This is a genomic window from Bradyrhizobium sp. UFLA01-814 (genome assembly GCF_046718885.1).
GTDB classification, from domain to species: Bacteria; Pseudomonadota; Alphaproteobacteria; order Rhizobiales; family Xanthobacteraceae; genus Bradyrhizobium; species Bradyrhizobium elkanii.
Genome location: NZ_JAQOSR010000099.1, coordinates 14970 through 33585, shown reverse-complemented (window position 1 = coordinate 33585; position 18616 = coordinate 14970). Strand labels below are relative to the sequence as shown.

The window sequence follows — 18616 nt, the reverse complement described above, 5'->3', positions numbered from 1 at the left end:
AGTTGCAGCACGCGCTTCAGACTCCACGCAGAGCGGAACCACGCAGCAGGTCGACGTTGCGGTGGTCGGCGCCGGCTTCGCCGGACTTTACCTGCTGCATCGGTTGCGCAAGGCGGGCTTCTCGGCGGTCGCGCTCGAAGAGGGCGCCGATGTCGGCGGCACCTGGTACTGGAATCGTTATCCCGGCGCGCGCTGCGACATCCAGACCATCGACTACAGCTACACCTTCGATCCCGAGCTCGATCAGGCCTGGACCTGGTCGGAGAAATACGCCACCCAGCCGGAAATCCTGCGCTATCTCGGCTTCGTCGCCGACCGCTACGATCTGCGTCGCGACATCAGGTTCGGCACCAAGGTCACGAAGGCGACCTGGAACGATGCGACCGGGCGCTGGCAGATCTCGACCAACAACGGCGCCAACGTCTCGTGCCGCTACTACATCATGGCGACCGGCTGCCTGTCGTCGCCGAAGCCGCCGGAGATCGACGGCGTCAAGGATTTCAAGGGCGAGATCTATTTCACCGGCCGCTGGCCGCATCAGGGCGTCGATCTCAAGGGCAAGCGCGTTGCCGTGATCGGTACCGGATCGTCGGGCATTCAGTCGATTCCTTTGATCGCCGAGCAAGCCGCGCAGCTCACCGTGTTCCAGCGCACCCCGAACTTCGCGCTGCCTGCGGGCAACGGCCCGGCGCCGGAGGATCGCAAGACGTATTTCGAGAGCGACCGCGCCGCCTATCGCGAGCAGGCGCGCCAGTCGATGGCCGGCGTGCCCTATCCGCAGCAGACCGTGGTGAGCTGGCAACTGAGCGACGGCGAACGCCGCGAGCGGTTCGAGAAGGCGTGGGCGGCGGGCGACCTCGTCCACATCCTGACCCAGCTCTGGGCCGACCAGGCGGTCGATGTCGACGGCAACAGATTGGTCGCCGATCTGATCCGCGAGAAGATCGGCGCCGTGGTCAAGGATCCGGAGACGGCGGCGGCGCTCGCCCCGCACGATCATCCGTTCGGCGCCAAGCGTCCCTGCCTCGATACCAACTACTACGCGACCTACAACCGCCCGAACGTGACGCTGGTGAACCTGCGGCAGGAGCCGATCGAGGCGATCACCGCCAGCGGCATCTCCACCAACGGACGCAAGTTCGATGTCGACGTCATCGTGTTCGCCACCGGCTTCGACGCGATGACCGGCGCGATCATGGCGGTGCATCCGATCTCCGGCCGCGGCGGCAAGTCGCTGTCGGATGTCTGGGCGCACGGACCGCAGACCTATCTTGGCGTCACCGTCGCGGGCTTCCCCAATCTGTTCATGATCACCGGTCCCGGCAGCCCGTCCGTGCTGTCGAACATGGCGGTCTCGATCGAGCAGCATGTCGACTGGGTGGTCGACCGCATCGCCGCGCTGCGCGACGGCGGCTTCACCACCATGGAAGCAACCGACACCGCGCAGGCCGGCTGGGAACGCCACATGGCCGATTGCGCGACGCTGACGCTGCATCGGCTCGCCAACACCTGGTACACAGGCGCCAACGTGCCCGGCAAGCCGCAGGGCGTGATGCCTTATACCGGCGGCGTCGGCCCGTATCGCAGCATCTGCAACGAGGTGGTCGGCCGCGGCATGCTCGGCTTCAAGCTCTCAGGTCCCGGCGTTGCCGAGCAATGCAATGACGGCGAAATCGTGCGCCTGCAGCCGGATGTGCGGCTGGTGCTGAATCTGCTCGGCGAGATGAACCTGCCGCCGCTCGAGACGATGGGGGCGCAGGGCGCGCGCGACTTCCTCACCGAGTTCAACAAGGGCCGTCCTGCCGGCCGCCCGGTCGGCGAGGTCGGCAGCGGCATGCTGCAGGGCGCGGACGGTCCGCTGCCGTACAAGCTCTACCGGCCGGCGACGCCGGGGCCGCATCCGATCGTGGTGTATTTCCACGGCGGCGGCTGGGTGCTCGGCGACGAGATGTCGGACGATCCGTTCTGCCGCGACCTGTGCAGGCGCACCGGCATGATCATCGTCAGCGTCGGCTATCGCCATGCGCCCGAGCATCGCTTCCCGGCCGCGGCCGAGGACGGCTATGCGGCGGCGCGCTGGATCGCGGCCCATACCGCCGAGCTTGGCGGCAGGGCAGGGCCGCTGCTGGTCGCCGGCTGGAGCGCCGGCGGCAACATCGCGGCCGTCACCTGCCAGCTCGCGCGCGATCGCGGCGGGCCTGAGATCGCGGGCCAGCTCCTGATCTGTCCGGTCACCGATTCCACATTCGACCGGCCGTCCTATGTCGACAACGCGACCGGCTACTTCCTGACCCGCGGGCTGATGTACTGGTTCTGGGACCTGTACTGCTCGCCGGCCGACCGCACCGACCCGCGCGTCGCGCCGCTGCGCGGCAAGCTCGAAGGCTTGCCGCCGGCATTCATCGCGACCAGCGAGTTCGACCCGCTGCGCGACGAGGGCATCGCCTATGGCGACGCGCTCGCCAAGGCCGGCGTCAAGGTCGAGCAGCTCAAGGCGCAGGGCCACTTCCACTCGTCGTTCGTGATGGTCGACGTCATCATCACCGGCGTCAGCGGCCGCGTGAAGATGGCGAAGGCGCTGCGGCGCTTCGCCGGCCTGCCCGAGGAGATCGAGCAGGACAACGTCGCCGCGCCGGAGGTCAACGCGGCGGCGAACTAGATCGGGTTTGAATTGCAGCCGCGCTCCCTCTCCCGCTTGCGGGCACTTGCGGGGGAGGCGCGTTGCGAAAATATCGAAAACAACCCCATGCAAAGGAGCCGGCGGTGGCAGGCGTTCGACCAAGCCACTTGACACGTCGGGCAACTCACGGATATATTTCTAATATCCCGAAATCGTGCAGGCGCACGCTCGCCTCAGCCGACGTTTCCACGTTGTTATGGCCAATAGCCATACGCGATAGCCCTGCGCTTGCGGGGGAGGTGCAGCAGTCTGCTGCGAGACCTTTCAACCTGACTTCATCCTGCGCTAACCGAGCTCGAACGTCGTGACGCCGAACACGCGATCGATCCGCAATGGCGGGATCGCGCCGGTATACATCCGCGCGGTCTCGAACACCGGTGACAGCCCGAGATCTTGCGCCAGCGCGACGGCGTCACGGTTGATCGCGGGGACGTCGAGGAAGATCTCGCCGCCGCCTGCGCTCGCGAGCAAGGCCGACAGGATGGTCTTGGCACCGGTGCGGTCGTCGGCCACCAGCGGACCGATCTTGCGGCCGGTCCGGCACGGGCGGATCACGCCCCAGCCGGCCAGCCTGCCGTCGCGCATCAGCGCGCGCCCGACATGTCCCGACGTGTTGATCCAGCTGCGCAGGAAGGCCGGGCGGGGCGCGGGAAATACCGTGGCGTCATCGGCCTCGATCAGCGCCATCGGTACATCGCTCAGCGCGACGATGCCGGCATTCGGTGCCGGCGGTGCGGCGACAGTGCCGCCATAGCGCACATTGGCGTAAGCGAGAGCGAAGCCGGACTTCTGGTAGTTCGCCTGCTGCGCCACCACGCCATCGAGCCCGATCACGCGCGGGCGCGCGTGCGCGATGGCCGCATTCCAGATCTTCAGGCCGTGGCCGCGGCCGCGCAGGTCCGGGCGCACGATGTAGAAGCCCAGGAAGGAAAATTGCGCGCCGTAATTGACGCAGGAGATCACCGCGGCCGGCTGGCCGTCGAGCTCACCGATCAAGAATCCTTGCGGATCCTCCGTGGCAAAGCAGGGCGCATCGGCGAGACCGGGATTCCATCCCTCCGCCGCGGCCCAGTCCACCGCCAGCGCGATTTCGTCGGGCTGCATCGTGCGTATGATGATTTCGTTCATGGCCGATGATCTCTTCGCGCCGGTGTTGTTGATCGTGCACATCGATGGCGGGAGAGCAATCCCTTTGGGGCCTAAGGAATCTGCGTCCGTCATGCTGAGGAGGCCGCCAACAGGTCCGCGCCGGTGCGGCGCCATGCTCAGGCGATCTGCAGGACGAGGCTGACCAGTTCGGGCTGGCGGTGCGTGCCGGTTTTGGCGAAGGCCGACTTCAACTGGTTGCGTGCCGTGTCACGAACGATTCCGAGCCGTTCGGCCGCGTCGGCGATCGAGAGGCCGCCCGCGAGCAGCGCCACCAGCCGCGCTTCTGCCGGCGTGAGGTCGAATGCCTGCGCGATCAAGCCGGGCTCGGGCATCGCGCGTGGCGTCAGATTGACGAAGACCAGCATCGCCCGCGCGCCGAGGAAGACGTTGCGTGCCGCACCGTCGACCGGCAACACGCGCAAGACCACCGGACCCTTGTGCGTACGGCGGATCAGGATTGGCTCGATTGGCAGCGCCGCGCGCTCGGGTGCGGCGCGGATCAGATCGACGACTTGATCAAACCGCGCCTGTGCCGCTCTGTCGCGCACAATCAGCCGGCGATCCCTGATCCTGATGTCCGCATCGAAGCCGGCATCGGCGGCTGCGTTGTGATCAATCACGAGGCCGGCGCGGTCGAGTACGGCGGCCGGCTGCCGCACCCGATCGAGGATACCGGTCATGGAGGCGAGCGCGATGCGGCCGACCACGGTCGACAGTGTCGCTGTCTCTGTCAGGCGCGGCCCCAGCTGCGCCAGCAGCCGCGTCTCGCGTGTCTCGAAAAGTCCCTCCTGTCCGGTGCGCTGCAACGTCAGCACCCACGGTGCGCTGTCGGCCCAGAAGCCGATGCCGGCGAACCATTTGAAGCCGAACGGATACAGCACCTCATTGTACATCGGATCCGACCGGATCTGCTCGGGCGTCAGCAAGTCCTGATCGGTGATCACTTCGCCGGCCATTGCTCGCGGAACGCCTGGAGCGCGAGAGTCCTGCTCATGCCAGTTGTGTGCGAAGTAGAGCTGCACCATCGCTTCGGTCGACGCCGTGCGCGGCACGTCCGGGGTCCGCACGTCGCTTTGCAGCAGCACGGCGCCGGTTGCGCCCACCGCTTCGCAGATCGACGTCATGATGTCGGTCCACGCCGTCGGGTCGACCACCGCGTCCCCCAGCCGCGCCATCACGCTGGACATTTGATCTGGGTCGATATCCCCGTTCATGCAGGGAATTGTCGCGCGAGGTGGCGTCGCGCGACAAGCGCCAAGTTGCGGTCCTTCCAAAAGAAATAGTCGGATTGGATCATCACTCGCCTGTCTTGCGACGGCCGGGGATCAATCCGCCTGCTTCGGCCGGTACGCCGCGAAGAACACGCGCGTCGCGCTGTCGACGACGGTTGCGATCCGTTCCGGTGAGGGCGACGGCCTGGCCTGGAAGATGAACGCCTGAAACAGCGTCGCCTGGCACATCTGCATGAACTGCCAGGCCGCGAGCTGGTAGTCGTCGATCACGAGCTCGCCGAGCGCGGCGCGCGCCTCGAGATAGGCGGCGAAGCGGTCGACGGTGTGGGCGATGACGTGGGTGTAGAACCGGCTGCCGAGTTCCGGCATCCGCTCGGCGATCGCCATCACGGTGCGGATCGCCGAGCCGCCGCCGGGCCGGCACAACACCGCGACATAGGCGCGGCCGAATTCGGGGAGGGTGGTGTCGACGTCGCGCGCCGGATCGAAATTGAAGACGACCTTGCCCTGCTCGAGCTTTTCCTCCTCGACGATCGCCGCGAACAGCCCGGCCTTGTCGGGAAAATAGACGTAAAGCGTGCCTTTGGAGACGCCGGCGGCGCGCGCGATCTCGCCCATGCTCGCGCCGTCAAAGCCGAGCTCCAGGAACACCTTGCGGGCGCCGTCCAGGATCTGGCGGCGTTTCGACGATTCCTCCTCGCCGACGGACTGGAGGGAGGTTCGGGGCGCTGCAACCATTGATTTAGCTTCTCGGGAAAGAACTCAACCCAGAGTAGGAAAGGGAAGAATCGAAGCTTTATAATCTAACCGGCGGAATATAGATTGACCGAACCGTTCGGTCAATGGTATCTCAGGAGTGACGATGCGCCGCACGGCCCTTATTCCGCCATCGCGCGCGTCAAGATTTTTGTGAGGAGCCTCGGCTATGGCCGCAGCACGGGATCAGGCTGCACGCATTGTTCGTTCCGAGCCTGAGATGGCCGAGGACGCGATCGCGCGCGACGCATCCGCCGATCTCGGCGAGCAGGGCCGGGCCGATGAAGCCAAGCGCCCCGCTGAGGCGCCGCCCGCTTCTGCGCCCGAGCAGCCGGCGGCTTCGCCCGCTGCGGCGCCGGCGCCGAAATCCGGCAAGCGCAAATTCGTGATGATGGGCGTGGTCGGCCTGCTCGCGCTCGCCGCAGCAAGCTATGCCGCCTATTACCTGATGGTCGGGCGCTTCTACGTCTCGACCGACGATGCCTATGTCCGCGCCAACAACTCGATGCTCGGCGCGCGCGTCGCGGGCCATATTGCGGCGATCCTGCCCGGCGACAACGCGCTGGTGCGCGCGGGCGACGTGATCTTCCGGATCGATGACGGCGACTACCGTATCGCGGTCGACGCCGCGCGTACCCGGATCGCGACCCAGCAGGCGACGATCGAGCGCATCGGCCGCCAGGTTGCGGCGGCGGTGAGTTCGGTCGAGCAGGCGCAGGCGCAACTCGTGTCGGCGCAAGCCGGCCTGAAGCGCGCCGATCTCGATTTCGATCGCCAGCAGGCGCTCAGCACCAAGGGTTTTGCCTCGCGCGCCACCTTCGAAGTCTCGGAGGCCGGCCGCGACCAGGGCGCGGCCAGCGTGCGATCAGCGCAGGCGGCCTATGATGCTGCCAAGGACAATGTCGAGGTGACCAAGGCGCAGCAGGCCGAGGCCCGCGCCCAGCTCGCCGAATTGCAGACCCAGCTCGCCAAGGCCGAGCGCGATCTCGAATTCACCAATGTCCGTGCGCCGGTCGACGGCACCTTCTCCAACCGCCTGGTCAACACCGGCGACTATATCAATGTCGGCCAGCGGCTCGGCAACGTGGTGCCGCTCGAAGGCGTCTTCATCGACGCCAACTATAAAGAGACCCAGCTCAAGCGCATCCGCACCGGACAGCGCGTGACGATCAAGGTCGACGCCTACGGCTTCCGCAAGTTCACCGGCCTCGTCGACAGCATTTCGCCGGCGGCGGGCTCGGTGTTCACGCTGCTGCCGCCCGACAACGCCACCGGCAACTTCACCAAGATCGTGCAGCGCCTGCCGGTCCGCATCCGTGTGCCGGCCAGCGTCGCCAGGCAGGGCCTGTTGCGCGCCGGCATGTCGGTCTACACCACGGTCGACACGAGGGAGGGCGCCGCCGATGCCGACGCCGAAACCGATCTCGACGCGCCGATGATGATCCATCCGCAGTGATGTCTTGAGAGCAGGCGGCATATGACGTCTGACCGGAGAATTGCCACATCAACTGTCCACCTCTCCCCTTGTGGGAGAGGTCGGATTGCATCGCCAGATGCAATCCGGGTGAGGGGTTCCGGCCTCTCGTGGGACCTGCGGCCCTCAACCGCGCCTTCGGCGCGACCTCTCCCCAACGGGGAGAGGTGTTAGGAAGCAGCGAGCTCATAGCCCATGGCTGATACGACCACTGCTTCGCCCTCGATGATGACCGGCGCCTCGGAGTCCGAGCGCCTCCAGCCGAAACGGGTGGTTGCCTTCATCATCATGGTGTTCGGCATGTTCATGTCGATCCTGGACATCCAGATCGTCTCGGCCTCGCTGTCCGAGATCCAGGCCGGCCTGTCGGCCTCTTCGACCGAAGTGTCGTGGGTGCAGACCGCCTATCTGATCGCCGAAGTGATCGCGATTCCCTTGTCCGGATTCCTGTCGCGCGCGCTCGGCACAAGGCTGTTGTTTGCGATCTCGGCGTTCGGCTTCACCGCCTCGAGCCTGCTGTGCGGCTTCGCCTCCTCGATCGAGCAGATGATCCTGTGGCGCGCGCTGCAGGGCTTTCTCGGCGCCGGCATGATCCCGACGGTGTTCGCCTCGGCCTACACGATCTTCCCGCGCACCAAATTCCACATCGTGGCGCCGATCATCGGCCTCGTCGCGACGCTGGCGCCGACGGTTGGACCGACGGTCGGCGGCTACATCACCGATCTGATGTCGTGGCACTGGCTGTTCTTCATCAACATCGTGCCTGGCGTCATCATCACGGCAGGCGTGCTGGCACTGGTCGATTTCGATCAGCCGAACTTCGCGCTGCTCGAGCGCTTCGACTGGTGGGGCCTGATCTTCATGGCCGGCTTCCTCGGCTCGCTCGAATATGTGCTGGAGGAAGGTCCGCAATATGAGTGGCTGCAGGACACCTCGGTCGCGGTCTGCGCCGCGATCGGCTTCGTCTCGGCGGTCGCGTTCTTCTGGCGCGTCTTGACCGCGGAGGAGCCGATCGTCGATCTCTACGCGTTCTCCAACCGCAACTTCGCGGTCGGCTGCGTGCTGCAGTTCTGCATCGGCATCGGGCTCTACGGCCTGACTTACGTCTATCCGCGCTATCTCGCCGAGATCCGCGGCTACAGCGCGCTGATGATCGGCGAGACCATGTTCGTCTCCGGCGTCACCATGTTCTTCATGGCTCCCGTGGTCGGGCGGCTGATGCAGAAGGTCGATTTGCGCTATATCATCGCCTTCGGTCTCGTGACCTTCGCGCTCGGCTCCTGGCAGATGACCTGGATCACCCGCGACTATGATTTCTACGAGCTGCTGCTGCCGCAGATCCTGCGCGGCATCGGCATGATGTGCGCGATGGTGCCGACCAACAACATCGCGCTCGCGACATTGCCGCAGGACCGCGTCAAGAACGCCTCCGGCCTGTTCAACCTGATGCGCAACCTCGGCGGCGCGGTGGGGCTCGCCGTCATCAACCAGGTGCTCAACGACCGCACCGATCTGCACATCTCGCGGCTGCATGACCGCGTGACCTGGGGTAACACCACCGCGGTCGAGACCCTCAACATGTTCACCCAGCGCATGCAGGGCATGGGCGATTCCGCCATCATGGCGATGAAGCAGCTCTCGCAGATCGTGCACCGCCAGGCCGCGGTGATGGGCTATGGCGACGCCTTCTTCATGCTGTCGCTGTTCTATGTCGCGCTCAGCCTTCTGGTGCTGTTCGTCAACAAGCCGCCGTCGATGACCGCGAGCGGCGGCGACGCGCATTAGGTGGTGTCATTTGTTCTTCGTAGCCCGCATGAGCGAAGCGACATGCGGGACCGATCTCAGCAGTTCATCACCAAACGTGACGCGGCCCCGGATATCGCTTCGCTCATCCGGGCTACGAAGCTTCGAGATCCCAGGCGCTAATCTGTATTGACGCAGGCGTCTGCTCGTCTGCAATATTCTGACATCGTAGCCCGCATGAGCGAAGCGACATGCGGGGCCGATCTCAGCAGTTCATCACTGAACGTGACGCAGCCCCGGATATCGCTTCGCTCATCCGGGCTACGAAGCTTCGAGATCCCAGCCGCTGATCTGTATTGACGCGAGCGTCTGCTAATCTGCAATATTCTGACATCGTAGCCCGCATGAGCGAAGCGACATGCGGGACCGATCTCAGCAGTTCATCACTGAGCGATGACTGGCGTCCCCGGATATCGCTTCGCTCATCCGGCCTACGAAGCTTCGAGATCCCAGGCGCCGATCTGTATTGACGCAAGCGTCTGTCAATCTGCAATATTCTGGCATCGTAGCCCGCATGAGCGAAGCGACATGCGGGACCGATCTCAGCAGTTCATCACCGAACGTGACGCGGCCCCGGATATCGCTTCGCTCATCCGGGCTACGAAGCTTCGAGATCCCAAGCGCTGATCTGTATTGACGCAAGCGGCTGCTAATCAGCAATATTCTGGCATCGTAGCCCGCATGAGCGAAGCGATATGCGGGAATGCTGCGGGAGCTGGGGCATGGTCAGATACCGACGCAACTTCATCCCGGGCGGTACGTTCTTCTTTACGGTCACACTCGATGACCGGCGATCCAGCCTGCTCGTGGATTATATCGCGGCGCTGCGGGATGCGTTCGGTACCGCTCGTCGCGAACGTCCGTTCTCAGTCGATGCAGTGGTGGTGCTCCCCGATCACCTCCACGCGATCCTTACACTGCCGCAAGGCGATTCCGATTTCGCAGGTCGCTGGCGTCGGATTAAAGGACACTTCAGCAGCCGGTTGCTTGCTGCCTCGATAGAGCTGAAGCGTCGATCGAATGGCGATCTGGCGCTTTGGCAGCGGCGGTTTTGGGAGCACACAATCCGCGATGAAGATGACTTCGCGCGTCACGTCGATTACATCCATTTCAACCCCGTCAAACATGGCTTGGTCCGGCGCGTGTGCCATTGGCCGCATTCCTCGTTTCATCGTTATGTGAGGGAGGGCGTGTTGCCATTCGACTGGGCGGGCGATGCGGGAGAAGGCGGAAGTTTTGGAGAACGTCGTGAGTGAGGAGAGTTGGTGGATCGTTATTCGTAGCCCGCATGAGCGGAGCGACATGCGGGGACGGTGGCCGACCTGATCCGATGATCGCATCGAGCGATGACCGACGCCCCCGGATATCGCTTCGCTCATCCGGGCTACGAAAGTGTGCCGCTGTCGCGGGCTGAGCGCATCGGATTCGCGCGCGGGCTGCGCCCGGTCGCGTGAATAGCTTATATCGCCGACACATTGACGCACTCACGCCGATGTTACCTTGCCAATCGCGCGTGATGCATTTATAAGCAGCGCTTCCTTACTCGAACCGGGGAGATGCGCATGAAGTCGCTTATTTCGCAGATCGCGCGCCCGCGTTCGACGGTGCTGGACGCCTTTACGCGTTAGCTCCCGGCGCTGATCGGGCCTGATCCCCGATCAGCAAAACTTCCCAACGATTTATCGACAATTTCCAGCGGCGCTCGCGGTCGGATTCCGCCCGCACGTCGCCTCAGATGGAGCCGGCACGCGCTGCAAAAGCGTGGCCGGAATGTGCCATGACCTCTCTGACGACCAAGCGGCCGGCTGCGATCCGGATCGTGCTTCCCTTTGTCTTCCGCCATTGGCTGGAACAGCCGCTCCGTGCCTCCGCGGTGACGGCGGGATTCCTCGGCGCAACCGCGGCCGACCTGTTCATGCCGGTGTTTTCCGGCCATCTGGTCGACGCGCTGACCGCGGGCGCCACCGATGCCGCCGCGCGCCATGCGGCGATGCTGGCGTTCGGCGCCATCGTCGGCCTCGGCGCGCTGTCGCTGGTGCTGCGGCTGGTCGGTATCCAGACCATCGTGCCGTTCACGCTGAAGACGATGTCCGATGTCGGGCAGCAGGCCTTCATGCGGGTGCAGCGCTTCTCCACCGACTGGCACGCCAATTCGTTCGCCGGCTCCACCGTGCGCAAGATCACGCGCGGCATGTGGGCGCTCGATTTGCTCAACGACACCATCCTGATGGCGCTGCTGCCGTCGGCCGTGGTGCTGGTCGGCTCGATGATCCTGCTCGGCGTGCATTGGCCGCAGCTCGGCGCGGTGATCGCGGTCGGCTCGGTGATCTATGTCGCGATGACCATGGTGTTCCAGGTGCGCTATGTGGCGCCTGCCGCGCGCGTTTCCAATGCGTGGGACACCAAGGTCGGCGGCACGCTGGCCGACGCCTTGACCTGCAACGCGGTGGTGAAGTCGTTCGGCGCGGAGACGCGCGAGGACATCAGGCTCGATGGCGTCATCAGCCGCTGGCGCCGGCGGGTGCGGCGGACCTGGTTCCGCTACAACCACACCTCGACGGCGCAACTCGTGGTGCTGCTGTGCTTCCGCGCCTCGGTGATCGGCGGTGCGATCCTGCTGTGGGCGCAGGGCCGCGCCACGCCGGGCGACGTCACCTATGTGCTGACCAGCTACTACATCATCCACGCCTATCTGCGGGATGTCGGCATGCACATCAACAACCTGCAGCGTTCGGTGAACGACATGGAGGAACTGGTGCAGATCCATGGCGAGCCGCTCGGCATTGTCGATGCCGATGACGCTGGGACGATCGACATCCAGGGCGGCCGCATCGTGTTCGACGACGTCACGTTCCACTATGGCGGCCATCGCCGGCCGCTCTATGACGGGCTGTCGGTCGACATCGATGCCGGCGAGCGGGTCGGCCTGGTCGGGCGCTCCGGCTCCGGCAAGACGACCTTCGTCAAGCTGGTGCAGCGGCTCTACGACGTCTCCGGCGGCCGGATCCTGATCGACGGTCAGGACATCGCCAGGGCGACGCAGCAATCGCTGCGCAGCCAGATCGCGATCGTGCAGCAGGAGCCGATCCTGTTCCACCGCACGCTGGCGGAGAACATCGCCTATGGCCGGCCGGGCGCCGGCATGGAGGCGATCGAGCAGGCGGCGCGGCTTGCCAATGCGCACGACTTCATCATGCGGCTGCCGAAGGGCTACGGCACGCTGGTGGGCGAGCGCGGCGTCAAGCTGTCGGGCGGCGAGCGGCAGCGCGTGGCGCTGGCGCGCGCCTTCCTGGCGGATGCGCCGATCCTGATCCTGGACGAGGCGACCTCGAGCCTCGATTCGGAATCCGAGGCGCTGATCCAGCAGGCGATGGAACGGCTGATGAAGGGGCGGACCTCGATCGTGATCGCGCACCGTCTCTCAACGGTGCGCAGCATGGATCGCATCCTGGTGTTCGACCGCGGCGAGATCGTCGAGCAGGGCACGCACGAGGTGCTGGCCGCGCGTCCCGGCGGCATCTATCGCGGCCTGTTCGAGCGCCAGGCGACCGAGTTCGGCCAGGCCGCGGCTGAGTGAGCGATGACGCGTGGCTGGAGCGTCGGTTCTGATTGGATCAGAACCGACGCTCTCGCATCGCCCGCGCTATTTCTGCGCCAGTCCGTTCCACACCAGCGCGACGCCGGACAGGAACAGCAGCAGCAGCACGACGTCGGAGAAATTGCGGTCGCTGAGCGCGTGATAGAGCCGCGCGCCGAGCCAGGCGCCGAGCAGCGTCCCCGGAAACGCGCACGCCACCAGCCAGATCAGCTCGGGCTTCACAAAGCCGCTTGCGATCTGCACGCAAAGCGCGGCCGCCAGGATCGTGAAGTTGAAGATCTGGAACACGCCGCGGCGCTGCTGCTTGCCCCAGCCGCGCACGCTGGCCCACAGGATCGGCAGCGGGCCGGACAGTCCCGCGAGGCCGCCGAGGATGCCGCCGGCAAAGCCGATCGCGCCGTCGGCCCATTTGCCGCCGAAGGCGATCGACATCGGCTTGCGTTGCAGGAACAGCGCGGTCGGAAACACCAGCAGGAAGACGCCGATCGTCAGCTTGAAGACCTCGGGGTCTGCCTGCGCGATCAGCAGGATGCCGATCGGCACGCCCGCGAGGCCTGCGATGACGAACGGCCAGACCAGGCGGAAATCGATGCTCTTCCAGATCGACGGCAGCGTCGAGAGCTGCGCGATGACCGAGCAGACCAGCACCAGCGGCACCGCGAGTGTCGGCGGCAGCACATAGAGCCAGATGCCGAGCGCCATCAGCGCCGTGCCGAAGCCGGCAAGGCCGGAGACGAAACCGCCGGCAAGCGCGCCGAAGAACAGGATCGCATAGCTTGCCGGAGTCATCCTCATCTCGTTCTTATGATCGTTGCCGGGACGTTTACACGACGCAAGCTGTCGGTACACTTCAAAATCACGGCTCATCAACGATAATCGGAACGGAAGCATCCCATGACTGCGAACTCGCAAAAAACCTTTCTGGTCTGTCACGGCGCCTGGTCGGCAGGCTGGGCATGGAAGAAGATGCATCCCCTGATGCAGGCCACCGGGCATCGGCTGGTCACGCCGAGCTACACCGGGCTCGGTGAGCGCGCGCACCTTGCGCATCAGGGACTCGACCTCGAAGCGCATATCCAGGATGTGCTCAGCGTCATCAGTTACGAAGACCTGCACGACATCGTGCTGATCGGGCACTCCTATGGCGGCATGGTCGCGACCGGCGTCGCCGACCGGGTGCGCGAGCGCATCGCGCAGATGATCTATCTCGACGCCTTCGTGCCGCGTGACGGCCAATCGCTGTTCGATCTCAACGAATCGGCCATCGAGACCATGCGTGAACTCGCGAGCGACGGCGACGGCTGGCGTATTCCGCCGATGCCGGTGCCGCCGGACACGTCTCCCGCAGACGTCGCATGGCTGAGCGCGCGGCGCGTCGACATGCCGATCAAATGCTTCGAGCAGAAATTGAGATTGAAGCACGGCGAGACGAACCTGCCGCGCAGCTACATCTACGCCACCCGCGCCACGCAGGCCGACACGTTCCGCCAGTTCGCCAGCCGCATCAAGAACGAAGCCGGCTGGCGCTATTTCGAGATCGACGCCAGCCATTCGCCCAACGTCACCGCGCCGGAGGCGCTGATGGCGATGTTGCAGGAGATCGTCTCGTGATGAGCCGTCGTACCGTACAACGCGCAGCATCGAGGCGTCGCGGGTAACGCGGCGATTTCCAGCTATCCTTCCGAAGGATCGCGCACTTCGCCGATCTTGTGGACTGCGACATTGATCGACATGCCGAGGTAATCGGCGGGATCGCCGAACCACGAGCCGGCCAGCGGAACAGCCTGGCCCGGATGCCGCGCAATGGCCACCGGGATGAGGTCAAAGCCGCTGCTGAGGCAGTTGGTCGGGTCATAATCGAGCCAGCCGGCGCCGGGAAGGAACACCTGCACCCATGCGTGCGTCGCGCCGGAGCCGGTCATCCCCACGTCGCCGCCATCGAGCGCCGCGTCGTACAGATAGCCGCTGACGAAGCGGGATGCGAAGCCGAGCCGGCGCAGCGTCTCGATCATCAGCCAGGCAAAGTCCCGGCAGGTGCCCGATTTGGTGCGCAGCGTCTCGTTCGGAGATTGGGTGCCTTCCGCATCTCTCCCGCGATAGCTGAACCCGCTGCGAAACGTCTCCAGCATCCGGTGCAGCACGTCGATGGTGCGATCCTGATCGCCGGCAACGAAGCTTTTGGTCCACGCCGCAAGGCTGCCGTCCGGATCTTCGGTGTGCGGACGCAGGTAACCGGAAAGGTCGGTCCATTCGTCCGGGGTATACTGCACGGGGACTTCGTCAGCCCGGGACTCCAGCGGAAACGCCTCGATCCCCTTGATGCCGAAATAGATGCCGCGAACCTTGAACGTGAATGTCAGCTCGCTGCCCGGTGCGTTGAATTCAATCACCGTGACGGCATTGGAGCGGGAGTCGGTAACCCAATGCACCTTCGACGGCACGCTCGTGCGTGAGGACCAGCTGAGCAGGCGGGTCGAGGCGCCACGCCGCGGCAGAAACATCGCCCGGTGCGTACCGAACGTGACCGGCTTTGAATAGCGATAGGTCGTGGTGTGCGTGATTTCGCCAATGATCGCCATGCCCTGGTCCGCTTAGCGACGTGTGCAGCACGGCGGCCGCGCCATGCCAAGTCATATCAAGTCATGTCAAGTCCGCCTCCGCTGCCGGATACAATGGGTTGGGCCGGGAGAACGTTGATCTATCTCAATGGTCGCGGGTTCGTTTTGGGCGTGGATGCGCGAATTAACCGAATGGAGCGATGGAAATGGGCATCCTCTGGACGATCATCATTGGATTTATCGTAGGAGTAGTCGCGAAGTTCATTATGCCCGGCAACAAATCCGAGCCCACCGGATTCATTCTGACCACGGTCTTGGGAATCGTCGGCGCGTTCGTCGCGACCTATCTCGGTCAAGCGGTGGGATGGTATCGGTTCGGGGAGGGTGCAGGCTTCATCGGCAGTGTCGTCGGCGCAGTCATCCTGCTTTTTGCGTACGGGCTTTTCACTGGCCGCGAAGGGCGTGCTTGATTGCGACCAGCGTTGCCGACGGCGAGCGCGATTGCGCAAATGCACCCGATCGTTTTGTGATGAGCGAATTGGCGAAGCCTTCCGCACCGGCGGCGCTGTTCAGCGACCGTTGATGATGGGAGGCGACTTCTCGTTCGGTCAGATCCGCAGCCGCGCCACGGATCGCAGGTGCGGGCTCTCCGCCATGTGGCGCGGCCCGCACGCATGCCGTGCGATCAGTCGGCGCTGGCCTTTTCCTGCATCGTCGCCTGCAGTTTCTTGATGTCCGCGGGCGTGAGTTGCGGACGATCGACCTTGATCGTGAGTTTGTTGAGCTTGGCCGTCAATGGGAATGGAGGCTTATAGTCTGCATCGTTCACGCCCGTGAGCGTGTCGGAGCCGATGTCGAAGCTCTCGTCCCACTGGAGGATCATCGGCAGCGTCTTCTCCATCTTCTGGCTGGCAACCGTCGTGCCGTCGACCTTCAGCGTGCCGGTGCCGGGCTGAGCGAGGCCGCTGAAATCGTTGTACGCGAGCGTGCCGGCACCAATGCCGTCGTATCTGAAATCGAACTCAACCGTGTGCCGGCCCGGCGACAGCGCATCAGGGCCCACCCACCTGATGCGCTCGAGATCGACCATGTTCCAGAGGAAGACCGGTTTGCCCTGCAGCAGGTAGAAGCCATAGCCGGCGAAGCGGCCTCCCGAAGTCAAGATCATGCCTTCGGCGCCGCCCTGCGGCACAACAATGTCCGCGGTGATCGTGTAGGAGGTATTGAGCAGCGCCGGCGAATCCCCCTGCGGCAATCCCGTCATCGGCCGCGTGTAGACGAACTCCTTGCGGCCGGCGGTGATGTTCGGGCGCGGTGCCACGATGCGGGCCGCGACGGAAGCATCAAGCGGGAAGACTTGGTACTTCCTGGCTTCGGAAACGAATTTCTGCCGCATCGCCTTGACCTTCTGCGGGTTCTGCGCCGCGATGTCCTCGGTCTGGCTGAAATCGTTGTTCAGGTTATAGAGCTGGAAGACCTGATTGTTGAGCGGGTCCGGGTTGGCCGGGCCGAACGCCTCCCACGGCGCACGGTTGACCTTGGTGGACAGCATCCAGCCGTCGTCATAGAGCGCCCATTGGCCGAACATCTCGAAGTACTGGGTCTTGTGACGCGAGGAGGTCTTCGCGTTCGCCGCGTCGAAGGTGTAGGCGAAGCTCGTGCCTTCGATCGGCGCCTGCTTGATGCCGTCGACGACTTCGGGCGCACGGATGCCCGCCGCCTCCAGGATCGTGGGGACGACGTCGATCACATGCACGAACTGCTCGCGCAAGGCTCCCTTGTCCTTGATGCGGGCCGGCCATGACACCACCATGTTCTGATTGATGCCGCCGAGCCGCGAGGCGTTCTGCTTGAACCAGTCGAACGGGGTATCAAATGCCCATGACCAGCCAGCCGACATGTGGTTGTAGGTCTGTTCGGTGCCCCAGACGTCGTAGAATTTCATCTGCACGTCTGCCGGCAGCTCGTTCAGGCCGTTGAAGAACGCAACTTCGTTTGGCGTGCCGAGCGGCCCGCCTTCTGCGCTGGTGCCGTTATCGCCGTTGATGTAGATGACGAGCGTGTTGTCGAGCCGGCCGAGCTCCTGGAATTGCTGGATCACGCGGCCAATCTCGTGGTCGCTATAGGCGGCGTAGGCGGCAAAGACCTCGACCTGGCGGATGAAGAGCTTTTTCTCCACGGGGCTCAACTGGTCCCACGGCTTCAGCATCTCCTTGGGCCATGGTGCCAGCTTGGTGTCCTTCGGAACGACGCCGAGCCGCTTCTGGTTCTCCAGGATGCGCTCGCGCACCTTCTCGTAGCCGTCGTCGAACAGGTGCATCGCGCTGATCTTGTCCACCCACTCCTTGGTCGGGTGATGCGGCGCATGCGTCGCGCCCGGCGCATATTTGATGAAGAGCGGCTTCGACGGATCGGTCTGGTGCATCCGTGTCATCCAATCGATGGCGTCGTCGGCCATCGCGGTGACGAGGTTCCAGGTGCCGGGCGGCTTGCCCTGGAACGGATAGATCTGCGTCGTGTTGCGGAAGAGATTCGGCTCCCACTGGTTGGCGTCGCCTCCGACGAAGCCATAGAAATACTCGAAGCCCATGCCGATCGGCCATTGGTCGAACGGGCCGACCTGGCTCGCCGTGTAGACCGGCGTGTTGTGGTCCTTGCCGAACCAGGACGTGCCGTAGCCATTGTCGAGCAGGATCCGTCCGATCGTCGCCTTGTCCTTGCCAATGATGCTGTTGTAACCCGGGAAGCCAGTCGACTGCTCGGAGATTACGCCGAAGCCGGCGGAATGGTGATTGCGTCCGGTGATCAGAGCCGCGCGGGTCGGCGAGCAGAGCGCGGTGGAGAAGACGCGGTTGTAGCGCAGGCCCTCATTGGCGATGCGGTCCATCGTCGGCGTCGGGATGACGCCGCCAAAGGTGCTCGGCACGCCGAAACCGGCGTCGTCGGTGATGATCAGGAGCACGTTCGGTGCGTCCCTGGGCGGGACGACACGCGACGGCCACCACGGCTTCGACTGCAGGGCGCCGTCCTTGATAACGCCGCCGAACTTGGGATCGGGTGGCGGAAGCTGCCTTCCGTCGATTGCTGTCGTGGCGCTGGGTGAACCGGGCGCAGCGGTGCTTTGCTGGGCTAGCGCCGAAGTGGAGATGAGCAATCCAAGGGTAAGAGCCGACACAGCTTTCGGGCAATGCATGGTGACGCTCCCAATTCAAAAAATATGGGCAGCGTCACCTGTCATGGCCGTCGCAACATTGATGTACATCAAGCGCGGAAAGCGCGGGCGAGGACTGGAGCGATCCCGACCAGGTCAGCGGCATTGACCAATGCCGGTGAAACGCCGCGCCCTGTCCGCTTCAGCATGCGGCA

The 18616-nt window shown here is 64.5% G+C and carries 13 protein-coding genes; 7 read left to right on the top strand and 6 right to left on the bottom strand.

What is annotated here, in order from left to right; all coding sequences use genetic code 11:
• Positions 1 to 2659, top strand: a 2659-nt coding sequence (locus PMN64_RS26800; protein WP_411782797.1) for a flavin-containing monooxygenase, incomplete at its 5' end; no start/stop codon positions are given.
• 306 nt (positions 2660 to 2965) lie between these two features.
• Here the strand turns inward: PMN64_RS26800 and PMN64_RS26795 are convergent.
• From PMN64_RS26795 to PMN64_RS26785, 3 genes are all read right to left on the bottom strand, one after another.
• Positions 2966 to 3808, bottom strand: coding sequence for a GNAT family N-acetyltransferase (locus PMN64_RS26795; protein WP_411782796.1), 843 nt, complete (start codon positions 3806 to 3808; stop codon positions 2966 to 2968).
• 137 nt (positions 3809 to 3945) lie between these two features.
• On the bottom strand, positions 3946 to 5016 hold the full coding sequence (locus PMN64_RS26790; protein ID WP_411782795.1) for a helix-turn-helix transcriptional regulator: 1071 nt from the start codon (positions 5014 to 5016) through the stop codon (positions 3946 to 3948).
• A 138-nt stretch (positions 5017 to 5154) separates the two neighbouring features.
• A complete protein-coding gene (locus tag PMN64_RS26785) occupies positions 5155 to 5799 on the bottom strand; it encodes a TetR/AcrR family transcriptional regulator (RefSeq protein ID WP_028342209.1) in 645 nt (214 codons plus the stop codon).
• A gap of 187 nt (positions 5800 to 5986) precedes the next feature.
• Between PMN64_RS26785 and PMN64_RS26780 the strand changes: the two genes are divergently transcribed.
• The 4 genes from PMN64_RS26780 to PMN64_RS26765 all read left to right on the top strand — a co-directional run bounded on the left by PMN64_RS26780 (position 5987) and on the right by PMN64_RS26765 (position 12671).
• Positions 5987 to 7273, top strand: a complete 1287-nt coding sequence (locus PMN64_RS26780; RefSeq protein WP_411782794.1) for an HlyD family secretion protein — start codon at positions 5987 to 5989, stop codon at positions 7271 to 7273.
• Positions 7274 to 7486: 213 nt separating this feature from the next.
• Positions 7487 to 9076 carry a DHA2 family efflux MFS transporter permease subunit gene (locus PMN64_RS26775; protein ID WP_028342207.1) on the top strand — a complete coding sequence of 530 codons (1590 nt, stop codon included), beginning with the start codon at positions 7487 to 7489 and terminating at the stop codon, positions 9074 to 9076.
• A gap of 740 nt (positions 9077 to 9816) precedes the next feature.
• Positions 9817 to 10350: an REP-associated tyrosine transposase gene (locus PMN64_RS26770; protein ID WP_411782793.1), complete on the top strand. Its 534-nt coding sequence runs from the start codon at positions 9817 to 9819 to the stop codon at positions 10348 to 10350.
• Positions 10351 to 10871: 521 nt separating this feature from the next.
• Positions 10872 to 12671: an ABC transporter ATP-binding protein gene (locus tag PMN64_RS26765; protein WP_411782792.1), complete on the top strand. Its 1800-nt coding sequence runs from the start codon at positions 10872 to 10874 to the stop codon at positions 12669 to 12671.
• Between the two features lie 66 nt (positions 12672 to 12737).
• On the opposite strand, the gene PMN64_RS26760 is transcribed toward PMN64_RS26765, so the two are convergent.
• The gene (locus PMN64_RS26760) at positions 12738 to 13481 is read right to left on the bottom strand and encodes a sulfite exporter TauE/SafE family protein (RefSeq protein WP_411782791.1); all 744 of its coding nucleotides are present in this window, start codon (positions 13479 to 13481) and stop codon (positions 12738 to 12740) included.
• Positions 13482 to 13586: 105 nt separating this feature from the next.
• On the opposite strand from PMN64_RS26760, the gene PMN64_RS26755 reads away from it, so the two are divergent.
• Positions 13587 to 14303, top strand: coding sequence for an alpha/beta fold hydrolase (locus tag PMN64_RS26755; RefSeq protein ID WP_411782790.1), 717 nt, complete (start codon positions 13587 to 13589; stop codon positions 14301 to 14303).
• 62 nt (positions 14304 to 14365) lie between these two features.
• Here PMN64_RS26755 and PMN64_RS26750 read toward each other — a convergent pair whose 3' ends face one another.
• Positions 14366 to 15271: a transglutaminase family protein gene (locus PMN64_RS26750; RefSeq protein WP_411782788.1), complete on the bottom strand. Its 906-nt coding sequence runs from the start codon at positions 15269 to 15271 to the stop codon at positions 14366 to 14368.
• 185 nt (positions 15272 to 15456) lie between these two features.
• Between PMN64_RS26750 and PMN64_RS26745 the strand changes: the two genes are divergently transcribed.
• On the top strand, positions 15457 to 15720 hold the full coding sequence (locus PMN64_RS26745) for a GlsB/YeaQ/YmgE family stress response membrane protein (protein WP_028342203.1): 264 nt from the start codon (positions 15457 to 15459) through the stop codon (positions 15718 to 15720).
• A gap of 215 nt (positions 15721 to 15935) precedes the next feature.
• On the opposite strand, the gene PMN64_RS26740 is transcribed toward PMN64_RS26745, so the two are convergent.
• The gene (locus PMN64_RS26740) at positions 15936 to 18443 is read right to left on the bottom strand and encodes an arylsulfatase (RefSeq protein WP_411782787.1); all 2508 of its coding nucleotides are present in this window, start codon (positions 18441 to 18443) and stop codon (positions 15936 to 15938) included.
• Positions 18444 to 18616 lie beyond the last annotated feature (173 nt).

Excerpts from the sequence above, each read along its gene's own strand:
- PMN64_RS26775 (WP_028342207.1), top strand. The coding sequence starts at position 7,487 with ATGGCTGATACGACCACTGCTTCGCCCTCGATGATGACCGGCGCCTCG.
- PMN64_RS26755 (WP_411782790.1), top strand. The coding sequence starts at position 13,587 with ATGACTGCGAACTCGCAAAAAACCTTTCTGGTCTGTCACGGCGCCTGG.
- PMN64_RS26770 (WP_411782793.1), top strand. The coding sequence starts at position 9,817 with ATGGTCAGATACCGACGCAACTTCATCCCGGGCGGTACGTTCTTCTTT.
- PMN64_RS26760 (WP_411782791.1), bottom strand. The coding sequence starts at position 13,481 with ATGACTCCGGCAAGCTATGCGATCCTGTTCTTCGGCGCGCTTGCCGGC.
- PMN64_RS26780 (WP_411782794.1), top strand. The coding sequence starts at position 5,987 with ATGGCCGCAGCACGGGATCAGGCTGCACGCATTGTTCGTTCCGAGCCT.
- PMN64_RS26785 (WP_028342209.1), bottom strand. The coding sequence starts at position 5,799 with ATGGTTGCAGCGCCCCGAACCTCCCTCCAGTCCGTCGGCGAGGAGGAA.
- PMN64_RS26795 (WP_411782796.1), bottom strand. The coding sequence starts at position 3,808 with ATGAACGAAATCATCATACGCACGATGCAGCCCGACGAAATCGCGCTG.
- PMN64_RS26740 (WP_411782787.1), bottom strand. The coding sequence starts at position 18,443 with ATGCATTGCCCGAAAGCTGTGTCGGCTCTTACCCTTGGATTGCTCATC.
- PMN64_RS26765 (WP_411782792.1), top strand. The coding sequence starts at position 10,872 with ATGACCTCTCTGACGACCAAGCGGCCGGCTGCGATCCGGATCGTGCTT.
- PMN64_RS26745 (WP_028342203.1), top strand. The coding sequence starts at position 15,457 with ATGGGCATCCTCTGGACGATCATCATTGGATTTATCGTAGGAGTAGTC.
- PMN64_RS26790 (WP_411782795.1), bottom strand. The coding sequence starts at position 5,016 with ATGTCCAGCGTGATGGCGCGGCTGGGGGACGCGGTGGTCGACCCGACG.
- PMN64_RS26750 (WP_411782788.1), bottom strand. The coding sequence starts at position 15,271 with ATGGCGATCATTGGCGAAATCACGCACACCACGACCTATCGCTATTCA.